Source organism: Marinobacter gudaonensis (assembly GCF_900115175.1).
GTDB lineage: Bacteria > Pseudomonadota > Gammaproteobacteria > Pseudomonadales > Oleiphilaceae > Marinobacter > Marinobacter gudaonensis.
The window spans coordinates 135,558-162,021 of sequence record NZ_FOYV01000003.1 but is presented as its reverse complement, the minus strand read 5'-3'; the positions used below and the strand labels follow the sequence as shown (position 1 = coordinate 162,021).

The 26,464-nt window shown below is 59.3% G+C and carries 18 protein-coding genes; 6 read left to right on the top strand and 12 right to left on the bottom strand.

Translation table 11 applies throughout. The features are described from left to right. Positions 1-48: 48 nt before the first annotated feature. Genes BM344_RS15510 through BM344_RS15500 form a run of 3 tightly spaced genes read right to left on the bottom strand, consistent with a single transcriptional unit; the run spans position 49 to position 6,416 of the window. Positions 49-3,519 (bottom strand): toxin VasX, encoded by a 3,471-nt coding sequence (locus tag BM344_RS15510; protein WP_091992099.1) that lies wholly within the window; start codon positions 3,517-3,519, stop codon positions 49-51. A gap of 21 nt (positions 3,520-3,540) precedes the next feature. Beyond that, positions 3,541-4,347 carry a DUF4123 domain-containing protein gene (locus BM344_RS15505; protein WP_091992098.1) on the bottom strand — a complete coding sequence of 269 codons (807 nt, stop codon included), beginning with the start codon at positions 4,345-4,347 and terminating at the stop codon, positions 3,541-3,543. Next, complete coding sequence (locus BM344_RS15500) at positions 4,344-6,416, bottom strand: type VI secretion system Vgr family protein (protein ID WP_091992097.1); 2,073 nt, start codon at positions 6,414-6,416, stop codon at positions 4,344-4,346. The genes BM344_RS15505 and BM344_RS15500 overlap by 4 nt, the downstream gene beginning before the upstream one ends. A gap of 178 nt (positions 6,417-6,594) precedes the next feature. Between BM344_RS15500 and BM344_RS15495 the strand changes: the two genes are divergently transcribed. Further along, the gene (locus BM344_RS15495) at positions 6,595-7,620 is read left to right on the top strand and encodes an NADP-dependent oxidoreductase (RefSeq protein WP_091992096.1); all 1,026 of its coding nucleotides are present in this window, start codon (positions 6,595-6,597) and stop codon (positions 7,618-7,620) included. Between the two features lie 34 nt (positions 7,621-7,654). Here the strand turns inward: BM344_RS15495 and BM344_RS15490 are convergent, their stop codons facing one another. From BM344_RS15490 to BM344_RS15470, 5 genes are all read right to left on the bottom strand, one after another. Then, positions 7,655-8,623 carry an NAD(P)H-quinone oxidoreductase gene (locus tag BM344_RS15490; protein WP_091992095.1) on the bottom strand — a complete coding sequence of 323 codons (969 nt, stop codon included), beginning with the start codon at positions 8,621-8,623 and terminating at the stop codon, positions 7,655-7,657. A gap of 72 nt (positions 8,624-8,695) precedes the next feature. Then, complete coding sequence (locus BM344_RS15485; RefSeq protein ID WP_091992094.1) at positions 8,696-10,435, bottom strand: sugar phosphorylase; 1,740 nt, start codon at positions 10,433-10,435, stop codon at positions 8,696-8,698. After that, complete coding sequence (locus BM344_RS15480) at positions 10,432-11,655, bottom strand: glycosyltransferase family protein (protein WP_091992093.1); 1,224 nt, start codon at positions 11,653-11,655, stop codon at positions 10,432-10,434. Before BM344_RS15480 ends, BM344_RS15485 begins: the two co-directional genes overlap by 4 nt. A gap of 15 nt (positions 11,656-11,670) precedes the next feature. After that, positions 11,671-12,483 (bottom strand): HAD-IIB family hydrolase, encoded by an 813-nt coding sequence (locus BM344_RS15475; RefSeq protein WP_091992092.1) that lies wholly within the window; start codon positions 12,481-12,483, stop codon positions 11,671-11,673. Between the two features lie 13 nt (positions 12,484-12,496). Beyond that, positions 12,497-13,450 (bottom strand): hypothetical protein, encoded by a 954-nt coding sequence (locus BM344_RS15470; RefSeq protein WP_091992091.1) that lies wholly within the window; start codon positions 13,448-13,450, stop codon positions 12,497-12,499. 74 nt (positions 13,451-13,524) lie between these two features. Here BM344_RS15470 and BM344_RS15465 point away from each other — a divergent pair, with 74 nt between their 5' ends. After that, a complete protein-coding gene (locus BM344_RS15465; protein ID WP_091992090.1) occupies positions 13,525-14,979 on the top strand; it encodes a protein adenylyltransferase SelO in 1,455 nt (484 codons plus the stop codon). 77 nt (positions 14,980-15,056) lie between these two features. Here BM344_RS15465 and BM344_RS15460 read toward each other — a convergent pair whose 3' ends face one another. After that, positions 15,057-16,571: a fumarate hydratase gene (locus BM344_RS15460; RefSeq protein WP_091992089.1), complete on the bottom strand. Its 1,515-nt coding sequence runs from the start codon at positions 16,569-16,571 to the stop codon at positions 15,057-15,059. Between the two features lie 182 nt (positions 16,572-16,753). Between BM344_RS15460 and BM344_RS15455 the strand changes: the two genes are divergently transcribed. Continuing rightward, positions 16,754-17,527, top strand: coding sequence for an enoyl-CoA hydratase (locus tag BM344_RS15455; protein ID WP_091992088.1), 774 nt, complete (start codon positions 16,754-16,756; stop codon positions 17,525-17,527). 306 nt (positions 17,528-17,833) lie between these two features. Further along, positions 17,834-20,761, top strand: a complete 2,928-nt coding sequence (locus tag BM344_RS15450) for a hypothetical protein (RefSeq protein WP_091992087.1) — start codon at positions 17,834-17,836, stop codon at positions 20,759-20,761. Positions 20,762-20,910: 149 nt separating this feature from the next. Here BM344_RS15450 and BM344_RS15445 read toward each other — a convergent pair whose 3' ends face one another. Beyond that, complete coding sequence (locus tag BM344_RS15445) at positions 20,911-21,972, bottom strand: CaiB/BaiF CoA transferase family protein (RefSeq protein ID WP_091992086.1); 1,062 nt, start codon at positions 21,970-21,972, stop codon at positions 20,911-20,913. A gap of 191 nt (positions 21,973-22,163) precedes the next feature. Between BM344_RS15445 and BM344_RS15440 the strand changes: the two genes are divergently transcribed. Then, entirely contained in the window at positions 22,164-23,183 is a 1,020-nt protein-coding gene (locus BM344_RS15440; RefSeq protein WP_091992085.1) for an AraC family transcriptional regulator, read from the top strand. A 10-nt stretch (positions 23,184-23,193) separates the two neighbouring features. Here BM344_RS15440 and BM344_RS15435 read toward each other — a convergent pair whose 3' ends face one another. Both BM344_RS15435 and rmuC read right to left on the bottom strand, forming a co-directional pair. Further along, positions 23,194-24,039 carry a hypothetical protein gene (locus tag BM344_RS15435; protein WP_091992084.1) on the bottom strand — a complete coding sequence of 282 codons (846 nt, stop codon included), beginning with the start codon at positions 24,037-24,039 and terminating at the stop codon, positions 23,194-23,196. A 5-nt stretch (positions 24,040-24,044) separates the two neighbouring features. Next, positions 24,045-25,670, bottom strand: coding sequence for a DNA recombination protein RmuC (rmuC, locus tag BM344_RS15430; RefSeq protein WP_228143663.1), 1,626 nt, complete (start codon positions 25,668-25,670; stop codon positions 24,045-24,047). Positions 25,671-25,983: 313 nt separating this feature from the next. Between rmuC and BM344_RS15425 the strand changes: the two genes are divergently transcribed. After that, on the top strand, positions 25,984-26,391 hold the full coding sequence (locus BM344_RS15425) for a hypothetical protein (protein WP_091992083.1): 408 nt from the start codon (positions 25,984-25,986) through the stop codon (positions 26,389-26,391). Positions 26,392-26,464 lie beyond the last annotated feature (73 nt).

Below are 26,464 nucleotides of genomic sequence, written 5' to 3'. Positions count from 1 at the left end.
AACGCCCCGCGCGAGGCGGTATTTTGGGCTGGCTACTTCTTGAGTTCATCAAAAACCTTCCATTGTTATGAATGGCTGGCGGAGCTGCCACCAGGCAACCTTCGCTTCCGGGGGCTCCTGCACGGGTGTCAGTGGGTACCGACTGTCCGGGGTTACCTTCAACATAAACACGGAGGCGGTGTAACCCCCATCCTCCTGCAGAGTTTCCAGTTTGACCATCAGTCTCAGATCCCGGGTAAGGATGCCGTACTGGGTTTTCTCGTGGGCGGGAGGCGTGAAGGTCAACTGCAGATGGTCACCGTCGACCGGTTGCTTCAAACTGGTCAGAATGGCACCGGTACAGGGTACCCAGGTTTCCGGTTTTAGGGAGAACATCTCCCTTTGCCCCGGCTGGATTCTCCATGCGGCGATGGACACCCGACGGGGAGCATTGCCTTCAAGGGGGTCCATCAGGCTGCCCGCTGGCAAGCCGTGGCAATTCAACTCTAATCTGGCTGGCTCATCTTTCTCCACGGGCACTTCATCCAGAGTGATACTGTTGCCAATTCGGGCAAAGGCCTCTGCGTAGTCGTCCAGCGTGCCATTGTGGATCTGTGCGGGCTCCCGTGACCAAGGTGTGGTTTGTAGCCATTTATCCCGCTCGCTCAGGTTGTAACGGTTATACAGCCAGGTACCACCCAACTCAAATACCGTGAATACCAGCCCCGCCATATTCAGACGGAAAAACAGACGAGACAGGGTCTGGCCTGCCGTGGCCCAGGCTTCTGCCCGAGCGAGTCCCTTGCTGGCTTGGCGCACAGCCTGTGCCATTCTCAAAGTACGCGCGAATCCATACGCATTGGTAGCCGCCAGTCCACCACTGCCAACCATACCCAGCACTGCACCAACCTGGGCTTCTGAATTGCCCGTTCTGACAGCTTCCAACCAGTTCTCCCGATGCTTGTAGGCGCTGATGCCGGCACTGACCGCGCCAAGCAGATAGGCAGGAATCCCCAGCCCGACATGTAGCTTACCCATTCGGATATGCACACCAGTCACAGCAGTATGCTGCCAGGCACTGGCCAGGGCCTGCGCTCTGGCGCTGTATGCTGTATCCATCAAACCTTGGGCGGCCAGAAAACCTGCGGCAGAGGTAGCGAGGGCACTCTCATAAAGGCGCTGGTTATCCCCTGGGGACTCTGAATTCGAACCAATCTCACTGGAAACATTCCACAAATTAACCAACTGCACCAAGAACACCAAAACCCCAAGCCCATCCCCCATCAGGTTCACCCGGGGTGCCGAAGACAGACCCTGCCGGAAATGTCCAACCAGTCGTGCAACTTCCTGCTGGGCCAGCGGCGGCGGCACCAGCGTCAGGGCTGCACGGCCGGTGTCGGCGGTTTCCAGTTTCAGGCCCGTATCGGTCTCCTCAACCGGGCTTAGGCCGGCGGCCACGAGTCTGCCTAGTTCACGATGTTCTTCGCGGGTGGCTTTGAATTCAGCCACTAACCCCTGGGCTGCCTCGGAGCGATGGCCATGGGTGGATTTAGCAACTTCATGGTCGTTCTGAAGCTGCTTCATCTGTTGATCCAACTTCAGCATTTGCCTGAGGTTATCCCGGAACGTCTCCAATTCACTCGCCGAAGCAAAGCGAAATTCCGCTTTACCCTGGTCAATGGCATCCAGCATGCGCCGCTTGAAAAAGTACGGCAGGTCGCGGAAGAGATCATCCAGGTCGGGCAAACGTTGGCTGCCGATGACCTTGTACAGCTCTCCGACCGCTCGCCCCTTGGCTTCGGCAATGGCTGGAGAAATCGTATCTCCCAGCAACGCTGCCTTATCCTGAATTTGCTGAGTGAAGCGGGAAAAATCCGGAAGTTTACCTTCTTCTGCCGCTTTAATACGCTGCACCCAGCCCGCCGCTCGGGTGACTATTGCGTAGCCGGCGGAGCCAACCGCAACGTAGGTTTTGGCCAGTTCTCCGTCTTCGGAGCGGTCTTTCTTTGGAAGGGTCTGAAACAGGGGACGACTGTATTGGGGGTTCTGCTCGAGCCATTCCAGCACGCCCTCGCTGGACTCATCCGATCGGCAGATATCCTTCAGGCAGGCGTACTCCAGATCCAGGGCTGCTTCAATCTGAGCCTCGTCTGTCGGGTCAAAATACCATGCGGCCTGGTGATAGTGATTGTTCGTCACCAGCTCAAGGCGGTCACTGGTTATATCTGTTAACAGAGCCTGCCAGCGAGACAGTTTGGCGCGTTGACAGGCCATGAACTGGTCCATGGCCTCACGGTCGATCAGGTCGTTGACTCCACGATGGCCGAAACCGCGCCCTTCCAGAATCGCTTTCAGATTTTTGCGGTAATCCTTTTCCAAAGCGACAATGCCATCAATGTGGGAATCCACAAAATCCGGCTCGGCTCCTTCCATGGCCTGTCGCACATACCACTCGTCCACCGCTCGCTGCATTCTGGGAAGGATGCCGTAAGCATTGGTTCGGTTCGCCGTGGCTCGGATCTCTTCGACCCGCGATCTAGCCTCGGCGGGCAATGAGGGGTCGTTAGGGCCCGGCCTGCTCTCATCCTCAAGTTGTCTCAAGGCTTCCAGCAATGCCGCTTGGGTATCTGTGCGATCACTTTCCGACATGGCCTCCAGATCCTTCCGCATGGAGACAATGGCGGGATGATCCGAGTTGGTCATCATCGCACCCAGGCCCTGTTCATCCACCAGGGTCATGGACTCTATCAAGGTACCAAGAAAATAGTCCCGCTCCTCGTTTCCCTCCTCGGTCCAGCTTTCGAGCCACCCCACCACATCATCTTGATGCTGGGCAAGGTCAAGCATCACACCCACGTCGTCCCTCAACACAAGGCAGAGGCAATTGGAGACATCGTCGATGGCCTGCTGTTTGATCAGCTTGCCGAACCGGCTTTTGTGGTAATAGGGCTGATTTTCCCAGTGATAGGGTTCGTTTTCCTGCGGATGAGCACCTTCGAGGGCTTCCGGCGTGTAGTCCTCGGCAAATTCAGCCACCCATTGCTTGGCCTGTTCGGGCGTCAGTAAGTGCTTGCCGCCGTTCAGCGGCGAGGCATCGGCCAGCTCAACTTTCTGCAGCAACGCCTCACGCTCTTGTGGGTCATCCAGCACCTGCACTTTTTTACGGGCGGTCCATGCCAGTTCCGAGAAGGCAACGTAAAGCGTATGGGATACCGGGTATTCCAACTTGCCATCGTTGTGGCCGGTCAGTTCACCGTTTTCATGCAGATACTCATGGAGCTCCCCAGCATTGGCATCCAGCACATATAGGTAGCCATTCCTGAGAAGTCGGTAGCCGAGCGGGCGCGATGTCAGCGAGTATGGGTACCCCGGGTCAGTATCCTCAGGCGCGACCTCAACTCGCCCATACCGGATGGGCAGCAGGTGCACGGTTTTGAGCAGTGGGCAGGAAGCACTTTCATCAATGGGAGTGCCTGGCTGTTCCCAGCACAGGAGATCACTGTTTGCCCGTTCGTCAGAGGGCCGTTGTATCCGAGTCATGGTTCATCCTTGATCCAATAATCATGTCGCGTCAGGTAGAGCGCCGATGTCGGGCTGCTGTTCAAACTCCGCAAAAAGATAGTGCATCATAGCCCGTAGGTTATCGTGCCCGTTGTCGAGGGCGTCGCTCAGGAGTCTCTGAAGTTTCGGGTAAGCGTTCTGCAGATCAGGTCCACCGATCTGTTTACGCATGGAGTCATTCAGGCTGCTCCATACCTGCAGAACCCTCTGGCGCTGATTGAAGGCGTCAAAGGCGACCGTTAATTCGGGAGAAACGACCACTTTCTGAAGCGGCCTGGCGATGCGCCCGGCTTGCGATGCAGGCGGTTCCAAAGAAACCCACTGTCCGCTGATCCGGTCCGGGACAATCACCCGATCCACCACTCTGGCCGGGCAGCCGGATAAATTCTCCCCGATCACCGACCTGGCCAATGCAGGATGCGCGATGCGCATCAGATCCTCTATTCCTGGCGCAACCTCTACTTGCAGATGAGCACGCATCCATCGAGTGCAACTGGCACGATCCACGGCTGAAACCAGCAGGTATCCAGCTTCCTCCTCGGGTCCCCGATCAAGAAGACCTCCAAGTATCGGGTCCTCGGGTCCTTCAAGCCAGACGAGCCAGGGCGATACCTCGGTAACCACTTCCCAGCGCGTTACCGCGTAGAGGCACTCTGCATCTCCAACTTGTCCTTCGGCCCACTGATAGATCTTCTCTCCAAGGCGCGGAATGGCGACGCCGTCCAGAACCAACCCGACCTGATGGTCTTCGGGCCAGGCAAAATGGGTAAACGGAGACTCCGATATCGGGCAGGCATTCAAATTCATGCGCTTTGAGCCTCGCACACCGGACAGGTGGCATTGCCCTTCCGCAAAGCCGCGATCTGGGATTCAACGTTAATTGCCGGCGCGTTCTGCCGTTGCTGAACCTCCGCCAATGTAGTCTGCGCGGGCGCCTGGGGTTGGTCGGCTTCAATGATCCAGGGCATCTCCGGCGTTAAGCCACGTTGCCCCCTCCCACTCCCAGGAGCCCCACCCGAATTAATCTTTATCCCAGGACCACTTAACGTCACTCCACTCGGATCCAGTTTCAGGAGACTGCCACCTGCCGAAATGGTCAGCTCCGCACCAGCATCCAGAACCACCTTCGCACCGGCCTTGTGATGCACCTCGGTGCCCGCCTCGCTGAGGGTCCCCTGCGCAGATTTCTGGTGAAATGTGCCGCCGATGCTCTGGCTGCAATCACCACCAACAGCCTCCCGTTTTTCAGCCTCCACACTGCAATGGTGGTCACCTTTGATATGGCTGAACCGGTGGTTCTCCACGGTCAGGTGGCTATCGTTTTTGATCACCTCGGTGCGGTTGTGTTCGGTTAGCAGGTCCAGGTCTTTCTGGGCGTGCACGTAGATCTGTTCCTGGTCCGCTTCGTCCTCGAAGCGCAGCTCGTTGCTGCCCTCACCCTTGTGGGTTTTGGTTCTCAGGGTGGTGCGGGTTTTATGTTCCGGCAACGCGTAGGGCGGCGTGTTGGTGGCGTGGTGGGTTCTTCCGGTAATGATGGGCTGGTCCGGGTCGCCATCGAGGAATGAGACAATCACTTCGTGGCCGATGCGCGGCAGGGCCATGAAACCATACTGGCCGCCGGCCCAGCCCTGGCTGACCCGCAGCCAGGCGCTGCTGTGTTCGTCATTTTTCGAGTATCGATCCCACGGGAACCGGACTTTCACGCGCCCGTGCTCATCGCAGTGAATCTCTTCGCCCTCCGGGCCGGTCACGATGGCCATCTGCGGGCCGTCCATCAGCGGGCGATGTGGGGTCTGCGGCCGCCAGGTCCGGTCGGCGGGAATGGCCGTGAACCGGTTGTGGTAGCTCGTGGGTTCGCTGCCGCCCTCCTCTTCCAGGGCCTGGGGCTGGGTGCCGGTGTGGGTCACCGCCGTCAGCAGCCAGTCCCGGTTCAGGGGCTCGCTGTCGTGGTCGGTGAGGGCCACTTTGGCGCCGGCTTTGAAGTCCGGTCGGTTGCTGTCACCGGCGGCAGTGCTGGCGTCGTTGCGCAGGGCCTGCAGCCGGGCTTCGGTGAAGGGCTGGCCGCTGGCGTCGGCCTTGAAGCGGCCTGGGAAGTCGTAGTGCTGGTAGTCTTCCCGATGGTTTAATTCGCCCGCAGCCTGCTCGTGCATCAGGGCGTAGGCGGGGTTCTTGAAGGTGTAGTCCTTCATGGCCACGGAGGCCACGCGTACCCGTTCTTCATACCGGAAGCGGAAGACAGCCAACTGCCGGGTGCTGCCACCGGCTTTGGCGTTGTACTGAACCGGCTCCAGCACCGGGGCATCGCCGTGGTGGTCAGCGATGATCAGGGCGGGCTGGGTGTCGCCGTCCACGCTGCCGTGTTCGTAGCGGTAGTGCCAGCCCTCCTCGGCGGCCAGGCGGTCCAGGAAAGCCAGGTCGCTTTCCCGGTGCTGCACGCAGTACTCGCGCTCTTCCGGTGGGCGCTTGAGATCGAACACGGTGTCGATCAGGCCCCGCTCTTCGAGCAGGGTGCGCACGATGGCGTCGGTGCTTCGGGTCTGGAAGATCCGGCTGTTGTGCATCAACCCCAGGCGCCACAGGGGCGGCTGGATGACCAGTTCGTAGCGGGTGCGCCGGTGGCCGGTGTCGCCCCGGGCGAATTCATTGACCACGCCGGTGAAGCGCCGTAGCGGCTCGCCATCTTGCCAGACCACCAAATCCACCGGCTGTTCCAGAATCTCGGAGGCCTGGATCGACGGGTCAAAACTTGCCAGTTCCAGCCGACCGGAAAACACCTCGGACAGGCGCTCGGTGAGCGTGAAGCCAACCACTGAGAAAAGATCAGAAGGGAGATCGCCAACGCGGGCGGTAAACTGCAATCCACTTGCCTGGGGCATGTCTTCAATCCTTTGAAGATAAATCGGTTTCCGGCTCGTCCTGAGCTGTCCCTGATTATAGCGATCAGGGTGTAGAATGAAACCCCGTGCCCTGCCCGATCATTCAGGATGAGAGGTTGACCGGCGATTCGTTCTGCTGCACCCTAATCTGGTTTCATTATGCAACCGGAGAAAGCGAGTGACTGATTACAAGAACCGAGCGGTAGTGCTCAAACAACGCCCCCAGGGTGAGATCCAGGAAGGCGATCTGGTACTGGAAGAACGTACGGTGCGATCCCCGAACGAGGGCGAGGTGGTTGCCCAGGTACTCTGGCTTTCCCTGGATCCATACATGCGCCCGAGGATGAACGATGCCAAGGGCTACATGGACCCGATTGGCATCGACGAGCCGATCGTGGGCGAGAGCGTGGCCCGGGTGGTGGAATCCCGTTCCGACAAGCTCAAGGTGGGCGACCTGGTCACCTGCTACTCCGGCTGGCAGGAGTACGTGACCTTCCCGGCCGATGCGCCGATGGTGTACAAGATCCAGCAGCGCGACAACGTACCCCTGCAGGCCTACCTGGGCGTGGCCGGCATGCCCGGGCGCACCGGCTACTGCGGCCTAATGTACGTTGGCAAGCCCAAAGCGGGTGAGACCGTGGTGGTGTCTGCCGCCTCCGGCCCGGTCGGCACCGTGGTTGGCCAGACCGCAAAATCCGAGGGTTGCCGCGTGGTCGGCGTGGCCGGCGGGCCAGAGAAATGCAATTTCGTGGTGAACGAACTGGGCTTCGACGCCTGTGTGGACTACAAGGCCGGCAACCTGGACGCGGATCTGAAGGCAGCGTGCCCCGACGGTATCGACATCTACTTCGAGAATGTGGGCGGCGCCGTCACCCGGGCCGTGGCACCGTTGCTCAATCCAGGCGCGCGGGTGCCCATCTGCGGCTATGTGTCAGCCTACAACGCCACCGACATGGCCAGCGTGGAAACGCCCTTCCACGTGCTCAAGGCGCTGGATCCGGTTCCCGAGCACCGCTTTTTCCTGGTGACGGAATGGCAGGAACAGCACCAGGAAATCACCGATATCCTGGCATCTCGGGTGGCTTCCGGGGCGCTGAAATACCGGGAGACTGTGGCGGAAGGCCTGGAGAACGCCGTTGAAGCCTTCAAGGGCATGCTCAAGGGCCGCAACTTCGGCAAGCAGCTGGTTCACGTCGCCGACTGAACCAATCGAGCGGCCGGCCCCGAGCCATGGTCTATCACCCGGCGATCTGCAGGAGCACCTTGCCGGTGTTCTTGTTTTCGCCCACGTAGGCCATGGCTTCTTCGAGCTGCTCGATGGGCCAGGCGCTGTCGATGATCGGCTCAATCTGGCCTGCGCTGAGAAGCGGCCAGACATGCCGGTACAGCGCCTGCATCACATCGCCCTTGTCCTTCACCGTGCGAGAACGAAGCGTGGAGCCAATCAGGCGCTGACGTTTGACCAGCATCAGGCCAAGGTCCACTTCAGACATACGCCCGCCCATCAACCCGATCAGTACAATCCGGCCATCCACATTCAACACCCGCTGGTCCTCGGCGATGTAGCTGCCGCCCACCGGGTCCAGCACCATGTCCACGCCACCCCAGTGTTTCACCGCATCAACGAACGAGCCCTGGTTGCGGTTCCAGACGCCACTGGCGCCCAGCTTGCGGCAGGTTTCCAGCTTGGCGTCGTCGCCGGCGGTGGCAAACACAGGGTTACCGAACGCAGTGGCCAGCTGAATGACAGCAGTGCCCAGACCACTGGCGGCAGCGTGCAACAGCACCCGCTCCCCCGGCTTCAGCTGGGCTTCGTAGTACAGGTTCAACCAGGCGGTGGCGAAAACTTCCGGTATTGCCACGGCCTTTTCCAGCGACAGGCCTTTGGGTACCGGCAACACCTGAACTTCCGGCACCACCACCCGTGTCGCATAACCGCCACCGGTCAACAGGGCGCAAACCTCGTCTCCGGGCTGGAACCGACTGACCCCGGAACCAACCGAGGCAATCCGGCCGCTGACCTCCAGTCCCAGGATGTCCGAGGCGCCGGGCGGTGGTGGATACAGCCCTGCCCGTTGCATCAAATCCGCCCGGTTGATGGCTGTCCAGACAACTTCGATTTCCACGTGATCTGCCGGCGGCGTGCCCGGGCCATCCCAGTCCTCCCAGGTGAGATTGCCTCCGGTAACCTTGATTGCTCTGTTCATGTCTGACATCTCGGCCTTGCTGCTATGGCCACAGCATACCCTATGTTTTTCGGGCATTGCACAACCGGCGTCTCAGTTGGTTACGTCCCGGTTCGAGAGCCAGACACTCTGGTAAGGCTTGAGGGTAATGGAGCCGGAGAGGTCATCAACCTTGACGCCGGAAATGAGGTCCCGCCAGTGATCGGTGCCAATCAGGTTAATGTCGCTCAAGGCCACTTCCTGCAGCTGATCGCTGATGTTGTGAATGCAGAAGATGGACTGATCGCGGCGCATGCTCTGGCGCCAGAAGCCAAACAGCTTCAACCCCAGGTGGAGGGTGAACTGGGTAGCGTTGGGGTGGAATGCCGGCTGCTTGCGGCGGATGGCGATCAGACGCTTGAGTTCGGCAAAGGCCTTGCCGTGGTGGCTCAGGGGGTCGCCGAGCTTTTCTTCCAGATCGTCCAACTGCCACTGGCTGCGGTTGATAGAGCGCAGCCGCCCGGTGTGCTCCACCCGGGCCAGGTCGTTCTCCGTGGCCAACAGGCTGTGGATGTAGAACGCAGGAATGCCTTCGAGCGCCAGCATGATGGTGTGGGCACAGAGAAATCGTGGAAGCTGCCAGTGGTCGCGACCGGATTCGGCGGTGCCCTGCAGTGCATCGTAAAGGGCAATATTGATTTCGTAGGGCTGGTCCCGGCCATCGGGAGTACGACGGAACGACACCTTGCCACCAAAGGACTCCATGGTGTTGATCAGCCGCTGCTTCTCCTCCTCACTCAGCAGCCCGTCGGTGGGGCGCATGCCAACGCCGTCGTGGGAGGCGATGAAGTTCAGGTAGGTGGTGCCCATCTGCGCGGGCGGCATGCTCATCAGCCAGGTTTTCAGATGCTTGCAGTCGCCGGTCACCAGAGTATTGATCAACAGCGGCGGCAGGGAGAAGTTGTAGATGACATGGGCTTCGTTGGCGTTGCCGAAATAGGTCAGGTTCTCCCGGTTCGGCACGTTCGTTTCGGTGATCACCACCGCGCTCGGGCTGTGGTGCTCTATCAGCAGCCGCAGGATCTTGATCAGCTCGTGGGTCTGCTGCAGGTGAATACAGGGCGTGCCCGGCTCCTTCCAGAGGAAGGCCACGGCGTCGAGCCGGAACAGGATGATGCCCCGGTCGAGGTAGTAGCGGATGATGGCGGCGAACTCGATCAACACCATGGGGTTCGCGAAGTTCAGGTCCACCTGGTCCTCGCTGAAAGTGCACCACACGTAGCGCTCGCCGTCATCGGTCTGCACGGCGTTCAGAAGCGGGGATGTTCTCGGCCGTACTACGGCACTCAGGTCATCCCGGGGATTGCCCTCGAAGAAATAATCCTTGCCCGGCTCCACGCGCTTGCGGAAGTTCTCGAACCAGCGGCTACGGGCCGACATGTGGTTGATCACCAGGTCGGCCATCAGCTTGTAATCGCGGGCAATACGCTCAATGTCTTCCCAGGTGCCGTGGGATTCGTTCACCGCCAGGTAGTCCATCACCGAAAAGCCATCGTCCGAGCTGTAGGGGAAGAACGGTAGAATGTGCACTGCGGAGACGGTATCGGCAAGGCAGTCTTCCAAAAACTGGTGCAGGGTCACCAGTGGCTTCTCATCGGCCCGCTGCACGGTGTCGGCGTAGGTGATCAGCACCACATCGGATTCGTCCCAGTGGTTCTGGTGCGCCGGCGGTGGCTCCTGGTTAGGCTCCAGACCCATGGTGGCAAGCAACTGCTCCGCCAGGAAATCGCAGTCCAGCTCCGGGTAGACCACTTCCAGCATGGACTCCAGTTTGACCTTCAGCGGCTGGGTCATGGTTTGAATTCCTCGTTATCCAGCTCCACGGCCTCCAGCAACTGCTCCTTGATGTCTGGTATGGCGCTGGTTACCCGGTTCCAGCTGGGAATGAACGGCGTGTCCATGGGGTTGTCGAGGAAGTAGGCGCCGGCGCGCATCACATTCTGGGCAAACAGCTCCACCGCCTTCTCCTCTTTGTGCCGGTCGAAGGTCAGGCCATTGATGATGGCGTCGTTCTGGTAGGTCTCGACAAAATCCAGGGCAATCCGGAAATAGGTGGCCTTGATGGTGCGGAACTTCTCGTTGGAAAAGATCTCGCCGTTGGTGGCCAGTTTCCGGAACAGGGCCTTGGCGATGTCCATGCTCATCTTGGACAGGCCCTTGCTGGCGTCCTCCGGCGACAGGTCCTGGTGCTTGTGGTCGTACACATCGGCGATGTCCACCTGGCACAGGCGGTTGGTGGCGTAGTTGCGCTTCATCTCCGAGAGCACGCCAATCTCCAGGCCCCAGTCGCTGGGAATGCGCAGATCGTTGATCACATCGGTGCGGAAGGAAAACTCGCCAGCCAGCGGGTAGCGGTAGCTGTCGAGGTAATCCAGGAAATCGCTGGGGCCGCATACCTTTTTCAGGGAACGGATCAGGGGCGTGACCAGCAGGCGGCTGACCCGGCCGTTCATCTTGCTGTCTGCCACCCGGGCGTAATAGCCCTTGCAGAACATGTAGTTGAAGCCGGGATTCGCCACCGGGTAAATCAGCCTCGCCACCAGGTCCCGGGAATAGGTCAGGATATCGCAATCGTGCAGCGCCACGGATTTGCTCACACCCGAAGCCAGCACGTAACCAAAGCAATACCAGACATTGCGCCCCTTACCCATCTCCGTCGGCGCCAGGTTCTGTTCGCGCAGCTTCAGATCAATTTCGCGCAGCCTCGGGCCATCGTTCCAGAGTACCCGGAAGTTCTGGGGCAGTTCGGAGAAGTACTCCAGGGCATGGCGGTACTGCGACTCATCCGCTCGATCCAGGCCGATGACCACCTGGTCGAGGTATGGCACCTTGCCCAGTTCCTGGACGATGTTTTTCAGGGCCGGGCCTTCCAGCTCGGAATACAGCGACGGCAGCACCAGCGACATTGGGCGGGCCTTGCGAAAGCCCATCAGCTCCGCTTCGAGTTCCTCCACCGGGCGCCGGACCAGGTTGTGGAGGGTGGTGACAATGCCATTCTGGTAAAAGTCGCCCATGGCGGCTCTCCTTCGCTAGTAGCCGTACTCGAACAGCAGGTTGAGTACGCACTCGTTCCAGCCTTCGGGGCCGGGTTTGAGAGAACGCATGGCGTGTTTTGCCGAGGGCAACTGGACCTGCTCACTGTTCACGCCCCGGATCACCACCGGTATATCCGCCGCTTCCAGCATTTGCTGATCGTTGGGGCTGTCACCCAGAGCAATCGCAATCAGAGGCCCGTCGCCATGCTCCTGGTACTGCTCTTGATATTTCGAAAGCAAGAACCGGGCCCCGTCGGCCTTATCGAAGACACCCATGGCATGAAGGAACCGCCCACCGGCCACCAGCCGCAGGCCTTCCCGGGCCAATGCGGCCTCAAATTCCGCCCGCTCCTCTTCCGTGCCCAGCCAGAGCAACGGCTCGGTACCCACCCGCTGTTTGGCCATCGCCGCTGCGGCCACGTCCAGGCCTGCCTCACGCGCAAGCTCGTCGGCCGACATGTCTTCAAAGCCCCGAAAACGGGCACCCTTTTCCCGCAGCTTCTCAAGCACGGCCAGCACCTGTGCCCGGGTTGCACCAAAATTCACCACCTTCTCCTGGCTATTGCCGAAGATGTGGGGTGGTATGACCACTGCTGCACCGTTTTCGACGATGAACGGGTCGGTGTTTCCAATGTCCTCACGCAGGGCCCGAATCTCGGGGAGCGTCTTGCTGGAATTGAGAATGAGTGGAATACCGCTGGAACGCAGTTTGGCCAGGGCCGGCTGCGCGGCTCGCCAGTCGTAATTATCATGGTCGAGCAGTGTGCCATCGAGGTCTGAGAAGAGGATCAGGCGGGGCCTGGCCATGGTGAATTCTCCATCAATCTGAACGGAACGTCGGAAGTCCGAGAGAATGGTCTTCCGCCACTTCAATCAGCACATCCGCCCTGCCCGGCATCTCGGCGAGGCAGGCGCGGGTAACCCGTTCGTAATGCATCACGAAGCGGGCCACCTCGGCCTCGCTCATAATGCGCAGGTTTCGCGCGCCTTCGGGAACAGCGCCCTGTTTTGGTGCATCCCGCTCCAGAGCCGCTCCGGCTTTTCGGGCCAGTTTCTGCTCCTGAAGCCTCCGCCATTCCAGCACACAGTCCATGGAGGGCGCCTTCAGCATCACCAGGCAGTCCATCTGGCCGAAGAAATCCCGGTATCCGCCCTTGAGGCACTGGTTCACGTAACCACGCCAGGTGCCATGGGGATCCTCTTCCGATTCGAGCCGATTCACAGGGGCGATCAGCGCGGCTTCGTCCTCCGGCGAGGCGCCCAGACACCAGCCTTCTATCAAGATCACATCGGCCCGGCCCTGAAAGACCGGCCAGTCTGCCTCGGGAACCCGATCGTCCCGGGCCTTGTCGAAAGCCGGAATGGGTGTCTGGTCGTCTGACCCTGCTGAGCGCAACCGGTCCACCACCTGCTGCCCCAGGGCAAGGTCGTGGGTGCCCGGCACGCCGCGCGTGATGAACAGCGGGTGGACACGTTCGGCGAGGTCCTGGCGCTCGGCTCTGGTAAGGTAGATGTCATCCAGAGAGAAATTGGCCGTGCCCGTGCCGTAATGCCGGGACAGGATTTCTCGTAAAAACAGGGTCAGCGTGGACTTGCCGGTACCCTGGGCCCCGTGTATACCCACCACGACCGGCCGCTGCTTCGACCGGCGCAATGCTAGGATGTGGTTTGCCAGGGGCAACAGGGTCTTTTGAACGGTATCTGCGTAGCTCGCTGGCAGGTCTTCCCGGGCAATCAGGTCAAGAACGGTTTGTTGTAAAGCGTGTTCAGGCACGTTGAGTTTTCCGATTTTGTCAGCAGTTAGAAGATAGGCAGCAGAATTCATACCAATGGGAGTATAGGCGTTTTATGAGTGGCAACGGTTTTCGCGTGGAGCACCGCTACCTGGAACTCCCGAACAGTTTCTATACCCGGGTAAAACCTACTCCCCTGAAGGATGCCAGAATGGTGTGCTTCAACCATTCCCTGGCCGAGGACATGGGGTTTCGGGCGGATTCGGAAGCCAACTGGACCGGTATCGGCGCCGGCACTGAACTTCTGGAAGGAATGGACCCGGTCGCCATGAAGTACACCGGGCACCAGTTCGGCGTGTACAACCCGGACCTGGGCGACGGCCGTGGCCTGCTGCTGTGGGAAACGGTGGGGCCGGATGGCCGCCGTTGGGACTGGCACCTCAAGGGCGCCGGCATGACCCCCTACTCCCGCTTCGGCGACGGCCGGGCGGTCCTGCGCTCCACCATCCGCGAATACCTGTGTAGCGAAGCCATGTACGGGCTGGGCATACCCACCACCCGGGCCCTGTTCATGGTGAGCGCCAGAGACCCGGTGCGCAGGGAATCCATCGAGACCGCCGCCGCGCTTGTGCGGGTCGCCCAGAGCCACATCCGCTTTGGCCACTTCGAGTTCGCTGCCCACCATGAGGGGCCGGACGCCGTCAAAACGTTGCTGGAACATGTTATCGCCCTGCACTTCCCCCACCTGATTGACCTGCCGGAGGACGAACGCCGCAGCCGCTGGTTCGAGGAAGTGGTGGAGCGTACCGCCCGGCTGATCGCTGACTGGCAGGCCGTCGGTTTCTGTCATGGCGTGATGAACAGCGACAACATGTCCATTATCGGCGACACCTTCGACTACGGCCCCTACGCCTTCCTGGACGATTTCGACGCCGGCTACATTTGCAACCACACCGACCAGGGCGGCCGATACGCCTACAACCGCCAGCCCCAGGTGGGCTTCGAGAACTGCCGGTTCCTGGCCACCGCGCTGCTGCCCATCATGGATGAAGACGACGTGCGCCGGGGCCTGCGCCGCTACGAGGTGGCCTACAACGACCGTTTCCTGCAGAACATGCGCGACAAGCTGGGGCTTGCCCAGGAGGAAGAGAGTGATCTGAGCCTGATCATGGATACCTTCAGCATGATGCACGAGCACCACGTGGACTACACCCTGTTCTTCCGGGCCATTTCCAACCTGCACAGCCGCGGCCACGCCCCGGTGCGGGACCTGTTTGTGGACCGCAGCGTGGCAGACCAGTGGCTGGAGCGGTACGAGGAACGGCTGCTGAAAGAGCCCCGCGCCCACGATGAGCGGGAATACGCCATGCGCGGAGTAAACCCGAAGTACATCCTGAGAAACTACCTGGCGCAGCAGGTGATTCAGGAAGCCCAGAACGGGGATTACGAGCCCATGAAGGCGCTGTTGAAGGTATTGGAGAGGCCTTTTGATGAGCAGCCCGAGAACGAGGCTTATGCAGCACTACCGCCGGATTGGGGCAAGCACCTGAGCATCAGCTGTTCAAGCTAGGTCACCGGGGCGGGCAGACAAAAAAGGCCGGACGATTGCTCGCCCGGCCTTTTTCGTAGCTTCTCTGGCTCTGGCGATCAGACCGCCTTCGCAGCAATGATCTTCTCGTGCCACTCGGCCGGGCCGGTCTGGTGCACAGACGAGCCACGGGAATCCACCGCCACGGTCACCGGCATGTCTTCCACCTCGAACTCGTAGATGGCTTCCATACCCAGCTCGGGGAAGGCAACCACTTCCGCCTGCTTGATGGCCTTGGACACCAGGTAGGCAGAACCACCCACGGCCATCAGGTATACCGCACCGAATTCCTTGATGGCATCGATGGCCACCTGGCCACGCTCTGCCTTGCCGATCATGCCGGTGAGGCCGGTTTTCTCAAGCATGGTGTGGGTGAACTTGTCCATGCGCGTGGCGGTTGTCGGGCCCGCAGGGCCAACCACTTCCTCCCGCACCGGGTCGACCGGGCCCACGTAATAGATGAAGCGCCCCTTCAGATCGACCGGCAGTTCCTCGCCCTTCTCGATCATGTCCACCATCTTCTTATGGGCAGCATCGCGGCCGGTGAGCATCTTGCCGGACAGCAGCACGGTTTCGCCCGGCTGCCAGTCCTTCACATCTTCCGGGGTGACGGTGTCCAGGTTCACGCGGCGCACGTTCTCGCCCACTTCCCAGGTGATTTCCGGCCAGTCGTCCAGGCTCGGCGGCGTTTGCAGCGACGGGCCGGTGCCATCCAGGGTGAAATGGGCGTGGCGGGTAGCCGCACAGTTGGGAATGATCGCCACCGGCTTGTTGGCGGCGTGGGTGGGATAGTCCTTCACCTTTACATCCAGCACCGTGGTCAGGCCGCCCAGGCCCTGAGCGCCGATGCCCAGATCGTTCACCTTCTCGAACAGCTCCAGGCGCAGCTCTTCGGCGCGGTTGGAGGCGCCACGGGCTTTCAGATCATGAATATCGATCGGGTCCAGCAGGGCTTCCTTGGCCAGTTCCATCGCCTTCTCGGCGGTACCACCAATGCCGATACCCAGCATGCCCGGCGGACACCAGCCAGCGCCCATCTGCGGAACCATCTTGAGCACCCAGTCCGCCACCGAGTCTGACGGGTTCAGCATGGCGAACTTGGACTTGGCCTCGGAGCCGCCGCCTTTGGCCGCCACGTGCACTTCCACTTTGTCGCCCGGCACCATCTTGTAGTGAATGATGGCGGGGGTGTTATCCTTGGTGTTCTGGCGCTTGCCATCCGGATCGGCCAGCACCGACGCCCGCAGCACGTTGTCCGGATGAGTGTAGGCGCGGCGTACGCCCTCGTTGATCACGTCATCCAGCGGCCGATCGAAACCCCACTGAACCTGCATGCCGACATTGACGAACACCGTCACGATACCGGTGTCCTGGCAGATGGGGCGATGGCCCTGGGCGCACATGCGCGAGTTGATCAGGATCTGGGCCATGGCGTCCTTGGCCGCCTGGGACTCTTCCTTCTGGTAAGCCTCATAAACGCCCTGGATAAAATCCTTGGGGTGGTAATAGGAAATGAACTGCAGCGCGTCTGCGACGCTCTCAATCAGGTCGTCCTCGCGGATTACGGTGGTCATAGGCGCCTCATCAGGTGAGTATCGTTATGTCGTGTCGTCAAAAAACGGAGGCGAGAGTTTACCAGAAAAACCGATGAGCGAGTGATTGGACGGAAGGCGGAACGCTTGAGAAAAGCCGTTAAACCTACCCGAGAAAAAAGGTATCATCCTAACCAAACCACAAGAACAACCGAGGAGATCCCGTGACCGACCTCGTCCAGACCGAGACCAAAGACCGCATTCTCACCGTTCGAGTGAACCGCCCGGACCGCAAGAACGCGCTCACCCACGACATGTACACCGCTATGGGCAATGCCCTCGAGCAGGCCCGGGACGACGCCGGCATTCGTTGCGTGCTGTTCACCGGCACCAGTGAATGTTTCACGGCCGGCAATGATCTTGGCGAATTCGCTGCGGGGCTTCCGGGCGATTTCGAGCACACGCCGGTCGGCCGCTTCCTGCTCCTGTTGGCAACCGCCAGCAAACCGGTAGTAGCGTCGGTAAATGGCCCCGCCGTTGGCATTGGCACCACCATGCTGCTGCACTGCGATATGGTGTTCGCCGGCAATAACGCCAAATTCCAGATGCCCTTTGCCAGCCTCGGCCTGTGCCCCGAAGGCGGTTCCAGCCTTCTGCTCCCGGCCTGGCTCGGACGGGTGCGCGCTGCTGAACTGCTGATGCTTGGCGACGCCTTCAGCGCCGAGGAGGCCCTGGCCTTCGGGCTGATCAACCGGGTTTGCGAGCCAGAACACACCGAACAGGCCGCCCTGGACACCTGCCGCCGACTGGCCAGCAAGGCCCCCGCCGCGATCCGGGCGACGAAAGAACTGCTCAATCGTCCCAACCTTGAGGCGCTGCGCGCCACGATGCTGCAAGAGGGTGAGCTGTTCAGCCAAAGGCTCAAATCCCCGGAAGCTGCAGAGGCCTTCAGAGCCTTCATGGAGAAACGGCCACCGGATTTCTCACGCTTCGAGTAACCCGCCGGAATGCATCACAACCCGGCGCCCGGCTACTCGACAAACCGGTAACCCGGAACTATTTTTCAGAAAGGCCGAACGACAACCGCCCGGGGAGGGTTGTATCCATAAGAATCACACTTTTGGCTGATCAACACTTGCCATACTGTCGCTATAGTCAGAGTTACAGAAATTGGCTCAAAGCGCTGGCTACAATTTCAGACAACAGTTCAAGCAGAACAGGCCGCTGACAACGGGCTTACCGGATCAGACCGGCTCCCTCAGCTGCCGAACATAACGACACAACAACAGGAAAAGGTTCCACCCATGTTCAAGAAAACTCTAATAAGTCTTGCCGTGGCGTCTTCCCTTGGACTCACAGGCTGCTTTGATAGCGGTAGCACCGGGAAGAATGCGAATCCGGATTATAGAATCAGCAACCCGGCGATTGATGGCAAAACCTGGCCGATTTTCAACCCGGTCACCAGTGAACTGCCGATTCCTAATGATTTGATTTTTGATTCGGTTGCGAGTGACGGGACCTTCCGTGTTGCGGACACTAGCCCTCCCGTGACTACTGCTCTCAACTCTTTGAGCGGCGCTTCAACCGTTGCGCCAGCTGTTATCAGGTTTAACGGCCAAATCGACGAGAATTCGGTCGATTCTCGAGCCTTCATCTTCACTGATCCGACTGATCCCACAAGCGTCATCCCGAACCCTAACCAAAACGTTTTCCTCATTGAGCTCGACTACGCCAGTGGAGATCCTGTTCGCGGATTGAGCGCAGGCGAACCGCCCACAATTCCCTTGGCCCTCACAGTACAACAAGCCGCTGGGGGAGATGCCGGAGCGGGTGCGGAGCTTGCCGGACTAGCGGCTTCCCCTGACTACAAAGCCGAAGTGGTTCAGCTGGATGGTCAATCTGCTATTCGCATCAATCCGTTGAAACCTCTCGACCCACAGAAACGTTACGTGGTTGTGGTGACCAACGAGGTGCTTGACATCAACGGCGACCCGGTCATCCAGTCTCCGAGCTACGGAAACCTTACAGACGAAAATCAACCGCTGGGCTCCTCTACCCTCGCGCCTGTCCGTACGCTAATCAACTCCTTCTGGGAGAATATCGCGGCAAATTACTTCCAAGTGACGAACAGCGCCCGCCCCTCAGGTAATGCTCTCAGTGCAGCCAACGTGGCGATGTCCTACAGCTTCACTACCTCAAACGACGAAAAGGTACTTCAGTACATTGCTGAGCCTCAGGCCTGGTTCGCTGATCAGTTGACCTCTTTCCTTCGCACCAGCGCTGCTTCTTCGGTGGTCGATGACGAGCTTGATCTGAACTCAGATGGCAAGGTTGACTACAGTGACGTGCTTGCAGCTGCGGACGGCGCAGTTACCAATTTTCCGACGGCGGAAATTGAGGCAGCCTTGGATCCGATCTTTGCAGCAGCGCCGCCCTCGGGATGCGCAGGTCTCACAGGCCAAAATGCGATCAACTGCGTTGGCTTCGCACTTGCGAACACCCCATCTGCAAACAATGGGTTTGCTGATTTGCTGCCCACGCCAAAGGCGCGCAGCGTGACACTCGATCTGGCAGGCACGAACGACGTTACACTTGCGTCAACGCCGCTCGGCCAGATTGTTTCCTCTGGGCTCGTTAATATTGTCCAAGGCACAATAGAAATTCCGTATTTCCTGGGTGTGCCCAGCGGCACCAATGGTTCCCCGCTGCAAACGGCATCATGGAATGCAGACAACACGCTGGCATCGGCTTTGAATACCGCGTTCCAAGGCCTTGGCCTTGAAATTCCGCAAGCGGATCAAACCGTCAGCGACGTTGTCAATTATGTCTTCCCGTTCCCTGAGGAAACGCAACTCGTTGAGGTGCCGCTGCTGGTTCTTTATCCGTCAGACGGTGATGTCAGCGGAGGAACGGTCATTTACCAGCACGGCATTACCACTGACCGCAGCGCTGCGCTGACCTTCGGAAGTGCTCTTGCTGACGCCGCAAAGGTGGCAGTTGTCGCAATCGATCAACCCCTACACGGTGTAACACCAGTATCTCAGGAGTCTCTTGAAGAGCTAGCGACCGACCTTCTGGAAGCCGGACAAGATAACGGCCTGCCTGCGAGCTTGGCTCCATCGGACTCTACAGTAAGCGCCCTTATTGCTGGCCAGCTTAACCTCAGCTTCGTAATGTCCGCTACTGGGCAGAACGCGACTGACTCTCAGGCGACAATTGACTCTGTCCTGTCAGGCGGAACGACAGGTGATGCAGGTCTGGACGCTGCTATTGGCTTCTTGGGCTCTGCAGAAAATACTGTAGCAAATGCGGGAAGTACGGTACCCGGTATCGCGGCTACCGATAACGAGCGCCACTTCAACTTCTATGCTAACGCGGCTAACCGGCCGGTTCAGATGAACTTCGATCCCGCGGTTGCAGCTGGAGAAGATGAGTCTGGAAGCCTCTTCATCAACTTGACCAACTTCCTCAACGGAAGGGACAACCTCAGACAGGGTTCTGTGGACTTGATGAACCTTCGTGCAAGCCTTGGCAACATTGACTTTAACGGTGGTGCCGCTGGCGGTACGCTCGACACGACTAACGTTTACTTCGTTGGGCATTCCCTTGGAACCATCAACGGCTCGCCGTTCGTCGCCGCGTCTAACCAGAACCAGATTAATCTGGGACTTCCTGGCGCACCAAAAACGAGCGACGACGTTGTTGCCGCAAACCTGTTGACTCCAGGTGGAGGAATCGTTCGTCTGCTCGAAAATTCTCCGACCTTCGCACCTGAGATTCTTGGCGGACTTTCGGCCGCTGCCGGTTTGGAGCAAGGGGACGCAAACCTGGAGACATATTTCAACGTGTTCCAGGCCGCACTCGACACTGTTGATCCGATCAACTTCTCGGATAATCACCTGAATGGAGGCTCCCCTGCTGGAATTCTCCTTTCCGAGGTGATTGGAGATACTGTAATTCCTAACAGCGCCGGTGAGGGAAACACCCTTGGAGATGCTTTTGCAGCTCCGCTCGCGGGCACGGAACCGTTGGCAACCACTCTTGATGCATCCAAAACAGGTGTAGATGGAACGCTGCCTGCTATTACTCGCTACACAGCGGGCACTCACGGAACACCAGTTTCTGCAGACAATGCGAATGTGTTTGCTGAAATGGTGACACAAGCTACGCTCATGATTGCAAACTTTGGTGCATCTACCTCTGTCGTAGACGACACTGTGGTCGAAGACTGAGCGATTCCATGGTGAAAAGAAAAAGCCCTCGCGAAGCGAGGGCTTTTTTGTCTCTGGATTCACCGACAGAGTCATTAACAATTTAGCCAAACAATAGCGACATAACGGTGAACCCAGAACATAAACAGACAACTTTGCAAGATGGAGACTTAATTTGCGAATTTAATAGCTAATCCTATCTGCCTCTGCTCATTGCCGTCTCCTCTATCAACATCCAATGTGACGCCGCGACCTGCAATTTGAGGATGCTCCGCCGCCTCCTCAATCGTCAGAACCGGCTCCACACACGCATCCACATCCGCAAAAATCTCCCGCCACTCGGCTAGAGTCTTCTCCCCTACTTTCTCTTTGATCGCCGCCTTCAGGGCTTTCTGATGTTCAGGCTTCTGGCTGGTCGCCAGGCTTTTCATGTCACCGATTCCCAGGGTATCGCACAGCCGCGCCGAGAACTGGGGTTCCAGGCTGCCCACGGAAAGCCATCTGTCGTCACTGGTCCGGTAGTAATCGTAGAAAGTGCCGCCATTCAGCATACCGGTCTCGGGCGCCTGGTGCTGGCCGCCAGCTAGAGCGGCGGCGCCTGCCATGGCGTTCAGGGCGAATGCTGCGTCGGTCATGCTTATGTCGATGAACTTACCCTCGCCGGTATTCTGGCGATGGATAACGGCGGCCAGGATGCCCATGACGGCATGGTGGGAACCGCCGGCCACGTCGGCAATCTGGATACCCATGGGCGGGGGGCCGCTGTCGGCGCGCCCGCAATGGCTGGCGACGCCTGAGATGGCCAGATAGTTGATGTCGTGGCCCGCCCTGTCCCGGTATGGCCCGCTTTGGCCGTAGCCGGTGATGGCACAGTAAATCAGCTTCGGATTGATTGCTTTGAGCGTCTCATAGCCGATACCCAGGCGATCCATGACGCCCGGCCGGAATTGCTCCACCACAATGTCGTAGTCTTTGACCAGCTCCTTGACCTTCTCGACGCTTTCCGGCTTCTTAAGGTTCAGCTGGATGGTTTGCTTGCCCCGGGTCAGATAGGAAAAGGCGGTGCTGAACTTTCCGTCGAACGGTGGCATCACCTTGGTCAGATCCACCCTGTCCGGCGCCTCCACCCTCAGCACTTCCGCCCCCATATCCGCCAGCATCATGGTGGCGTAGGGCCCCGGTAACAGGGTGCTGAAATCCAGGACTTTCAGTGAAGACAGTGGTCCTGCCATGGCAATCTCCTTTAGGTTGGATCGGTTGAAACGGGCTTGATGATTTCATGCTGCCCGGTTTTGCCGACCGGGCCAACTGCCGGTTGCATCATTCCTATTGGCCGTTTCTACCAGCGTGGCCGGCGTTGGTCGGTTGCATTGTTCCACCGGGGTTTTATGATGGGTTTCGTTTTCTTGGAATGGCGAGCGTAATGTCCGATCTGACGGTTTCCCGGCACTTTGTTCAGGCCGCTCTGGTGGGTGCGGAAAGACTGGGTTTCGATACCCACGAGATGCTGCGTGATGCGGGCATTTCACCGGATCTTTTGCGCATCGAGATGGCCCGGGTGAGCAGTGACCAGTTCAGCCGTTTGATGCAGGTGCTCTGGAGCCGCATGGGCGATGAGTTCATGGGCCTTGGTCCCAGGCGTGCCCGCGCCGGCACCTTTGCCACCATGTGCGCCCTGGTGATCGACTGCCCCAACCTCGAGTCTGTGTATCGCCAGACGTTCCAGTTCTCGCGGCTTTTCGAACCGATGGTGTCCATGGAACTTGAGGTGGGTGAGGATAAGGCGCGTCTGGTGACACGGATTGAAGGCGAGATCCACGACCCGTGCTTCTTCCTTCGGGAGAGCATCCTCGTGATCTGGCACCGCCTGGGCAGTTGGCTGATCGGGCAGCCTGTAGAGCTGGAGCAGGCGGAGTTCGACTATCCCCGGCCCGAGCATGGCGATGAGTACCGCCACATCTTCCACTGCCCGCTTACCTTCGAGTCCGACACCACCGCGCTTACCTTCGACAAGCGCTTTCTGTCTGCACCCGTGATTCGCGATAAACCGGAGATGCGTCAGTTCCTGAAAACCTCACCGGCCGATCTGCTGTCCCGGCCAGACGAGAGCAACACCTTTACCGGCCGCATTCGCGCGCTGATTGGTCGGGACTTTTCCAAACCACTGCCGGATTTCGAGTGGATCGCGGCGGAGATGCACACCAGCCCGCAAACCCTGCGGAGAAGGCTCAAGCAGGAAAACACCTCGTTCCAGGAAATCAAGGATCTACTGCGCCGGGATATGGCGATCTACTACCTGGCACGGCAGGAGCTGCCCATCAATGATATTGCGGCAAAGGTGGGCTTCACCGAGCCCTCCACTTTCCACCGTGCGTTCAAGAAATGGACAGGCGTGACGCCCGGAGCCTATCGAGAGGGCGAGCGCGGCAACCTGGCGAGCTGAGTCAGGAACGCTAGGGCGACTGCACCGCGCGAACCAGCTGCCCCAGGGTCTCAGCAATCTGCCGTGCCTGGTCCCGGTTGGCAGCCAACTGGAGCAAGCGAGAGCCATCCCGGGGATCGTAGACCCAGCAGGTTGCTGCGGCGGCTTCACAGCGCCACTCCACCTGAGGATTAATACCAAAAACCTGGATCTGTTCGGTGCTTCTCAGGATCCGGCCGGCTTCATCCCGCCGGATCTCCTGAATGTGGATTTCGCTGCCCTCGGTGGTCACACGGTATTCCACATCCGCCGGGCGATCGAGCCGTACGATGGCCTGATCTCGACGCCAGCCCGCCAGCTCCAGCAAGCTGTTGAGGTGCAGTGTCAGCGCCTCGCGGTCGGTATCCGCCAGGTACAGCTTCTTCAGCGATGCCAGTTGGCCGTCGCCCGCCGGCTCAATCACCGCGACCTGTTCGCTCTCGGCGGCGGCCTGGGGCGTCACGCTGTTCTGCTTGCGGGTCTTCTCAATGGCTGTGATCAGCTTCAGGGCCTCCTGATAATGAGCACCCTCGGCGCCGGCCCGGGATACATAGGTTTCCAGGGCCGACTGCGCCTCGTTCAGATGCGACGCCTGGAACATTACCCGGCCACGGTAAAAGTGGTAATCGGCAGGTTTCTCACCCTCCAGTTGCTGAAGCTGGTTCAGGTACTCGCCGGCCTCGCCCCAGTTCTTGGCCATGACGGCCTCCTCGGTGGCCAGCATCAGCCTGCGGGTTTCGTGTTCAGGCGCCAGGGCATGGGCCTGGGCGGTCACCAGGAAGGACGCAAGGAGGGCGCCACGGACAATCCGGCGACCTGTTGCAAACGATACTGCCATGGCATTCACTCCTGCTCGTTATCTGCACCAACTGCCTGCTCAGAGGCTTCAGGCAGTTCATTGTCTTCGGTCGTGTCTTCAACGGTGTCCGCGTCGTCCCGGTCGTCGACTTCGGCCTGGTCGATGATGCCTTTCGGCAATTCCTTCTTCACCCTCACCCCAAGTTCAACAAACCGGTTGGCCTGAGAAATCAGGTTACCACGGCCCCGGGTCAGGGTATTCATGGCCGAGTCGTAGGTGCCCTGGGCCGTATGCAACTGGCCGCCAAGGCGCTCCATGGCCTCAACAAACACCCTAAGCTTGTCGTAGACGGCACCGGCCCGCTCGGCGATGCGCCGGGCATTCTGACTCTGGCGCTCATAGCGCCAGATGTTCTCGATAGTGCGCAAGGTGGCCAGTAATGTGGTTGGTGTTACCACAATAATCTTTCGCTCGAAGGCTTCTGCGAATAGGTTCTCGTCCTGCTGAAATGCCGCCACAAACGCCGGTTCTATCGGCATGAACAGCAGCACGAAATCCGGCGAATGCAGCCCGTGAAGCTGGCTGTAGTCCTTCTCGCTGAGGGTGCGAATGTGGTTGCGCACCGCCTCCACGTGCTGCTTGAGCGCCTCGTCCTTGACGGTCGAGTCCTCTTCTTCGGTCACCCAGCGTTGATAGGCGACCAGTGACACCTTGGAGTCGATAATCAGGTTGCGGCTGTCTGGCAGGTGCACAATCACGTCGGGCCGATACAGCTGATTATCGCTGTCCCGGTAGCTGCCCTGGGTTTCGTATTCAACGCCCTTACGCAGCCCGGATTTTTCCAGCACCCGTTCGAGAATCAGCTCACCCCAGTTGCCCTGGATCTTCTTGTCGCCCTTGAGTGCCCGGGTAAGATTGGAAGCTTCCTCGGTGATCTGGCGATTCAGCTCCTGCAGGGATTTGATCTCGCTTCTCAGGGCCTGGCGGTCACGGGTCTCCGTGGTATAGACATCCTCCACCCGCTTGCGGAAGTCCTGTAACTGGTCGCGGAACGGGTTCAGTAGGGTATCCAGGCTGGTTCGGGTCTGCTGGCTGAACCGCTCGCTCTTCTGCTCGAAGATCTTGTTGGCGAGATTCTCGAATTCCTGTTTCAGGGCATCGCGGTTGCGCTCGAGCAGTTCCAGTTTCTCGTTGGCAGCTCGACGCTCCTTGTCCAGAGTCACCTCCTGCTCCCGCAGTGTCACACGGGCCTCGTTCAGCTCGCGGCCGAGCTCCTCAGTACGTGACTGGAGAGACTGGCGCTCGCGCTCGAGCTCGACGGTGCGCTCCCTGCGGGCTTCCAGATCCGACTCCAGACCGGCCACGCGGTTCTCGAGGCCGGTCGCCCGCTGGCGCCACTGCTCGATATCCTGCTCAATACGGGTGCTCCGCTCACGCAATTCAGAGGCCGCCTGCTCGAGTTGGGTCTGGCGCTGGGCGTCCAACGCGCGCTCGTGCTCTGCATCGTTCAACTGCCGCTCAAGGTCGGCAGCGCGGCCTTCGAGCGCGGACAATTCGTCGGACAGTCTGCGTTTTTCCGCCAACGACCTTACCAACAATCCCGCCAGTACCGGGATGGCAATCGCCAGGATGATTACCAGCCCCGCCATGGTTTCCGGCCAGGACATCATCAACTGCGTGATGGCTTCGGGCACTGAACTGCACTCCCTTCCTCAAGATCTGTATATGTTCGCGCTTTCGCTCAGGTGTACCTGCGTGACAGTCTAACCCAGTTATGGAACCTTTTTCCCGACGCGCCGTGATTCGTTGTGATGACCCGAGAACGAACCACGACTGTTTGGCAATTATTCACTGAGCCGCCATCCAGCTCTGGACGCCCGTCGTAAGATAATCTAAAAGGTTAGAATGTTCGCTGGCTCCGGGGCTATTACGCTTTGTTAACCGGCCGCCGGTCTGAACCGGATCAGAAACGGATTACCGATCATGCTGAAAGAACTCTGGCGAAAACTGGGTGCGGAATTCCTGCAGGCCGACGAGGGCTATTCGGCACATCATGGCCACTCAAACGGCCACTCAGGGTTGTTCGGCAAGGGATCGGCGAACCAGGACGACGCGTTCAGATTGCTTCCCCACATTACCCACACTGGTGAGTTTCACCTGGAGCGCCTCACCCACCTGCTCAAGGCGCGGTACGGAAAGAGCTTTGGCGAACCGGCTACTGCCTCGGAAAGCGATGAAGAGATACGTGAGCTGATCAGCTTTGCAGCCCGCATTCAGGACCAGGATGTGCAACGGGAACTGCTCCTTTTCTATCTCAATTGCTCGCCGGTCATTCAGGAGTATCTCCGGTCCGAGACAATCCTTGGAGACGGGAACTTCTTCTCACTATAGCCCCCTTAACCATCTGTAAATCAACCACACAGATCGGATGTTGTATACTCCCCTTTCCTAAATCACCGGGTTC

Bases quoted from the DNA above. Each gene is read 5' to 3' on its own strand.
- BM344_RS15435 (WP_091992084.1), bottom strand. From the start codon at position 24,039: ATGGCAGTATCGTTTGCAACAGGTCGCCGGATTGTCCGTGGCGCCCTC.
- BM344_RS15445 (WP_091992086.1), bottom strand. From the start codon at position 21,972: ATGGCAGGACCACTGTCTTCACTGAAAGTCCTGGATTTCAGCACCCTG.
- BM344_RS15460 (WP_091992089.1), bottom strand. From the start codon at position 16,571: ATGACCACCGTAATCCGCGAGGACGACCTGATTGAGAGCGTCGCAGAC.
- rmuC (WP_228143663.1), bottom strand. From the start codon at position 25,670: ATGATGTCCTGGCCGGAAACCATGGCGGGGCTGGTAATCATCCTGGCG.
- BM344_RS15425 (WP_091992083.1), top strand. From the start codon at position 25,984: ATGCTGAAAGAACTCTGGCGAAAACTGGGTGCGGAATTCCTGCAGGCC.
- BM344_RS15510 (WP_091992099.1), bottom strand. From the start codon at position 3,519: ATGACTCGGATACAACGGCCCTCTGACGAACGGGCAAACAGTGATCTC.
- BM344_RS15440 (WP_091992085.1), top strand. From the start codon at position 22,164: ATGTCCGATCTGACGGTTTCCCGGCACTTTGTTCAGGCCGCTCTGGTG.
- BM344_RS15465 (WP_091992090.1), top strand. From the start codon at position 13,525: ATGAGTGGCAACGGTTTTCGCGTGGAGCACCGCTACCTGGAACTCCCG.
- BM344_RS15500 (WP_091992097.1), bottom strand. From the start codon at position 6,416: ATGCCCCAGGCAAGTGGATTGCAGTTTACCGCCCGCGTTGGCGATCTC.
- BM344_RS15480 (WP_091992093.1), bottom strand. From the start codon at position 11,655: ATGGGCGACTTTTACCAGAATGGCATTGTCACCACCCTCCACAACCTG.
- BM344_RS15485 (WP_091992094.1), bottom strand. From the start codon at position 10,435: ATGACCCAGCCGCTGAAGGTCAAACTGGAGTCCATGCTGGAAGTGGTC.
- BM344_RS15450 (WP_091992087.1), top strand. From the start codon at position 17,834: ATGTTCAAGAAAACTCTAATAAGTCTTGCCGTGGCGTCTTCCCTTGGA.
- BM344_RS15505 (WP_091992098.1), bottom strand. From the start codon at position 4,347: ATGAATTTGAATGCCTGCCCGATATCGGAGTCTCCGTTTACCCATTTT.
- BM344_RS15475 (WP_091992092.1), bottom strand. From the start codon at position 12,483: ATGGCCAGGCCCCGCCTGATCCTCTTCTCAGACCTCGATGGCACACTG.
- BM344_RS15490 (WP_091992095.1), bottom strand. From the start codon at position 8,623: ATGAACAGAGCAATCAAGGTTACCGGAGGCAATCTCACCTGGGAGGAC.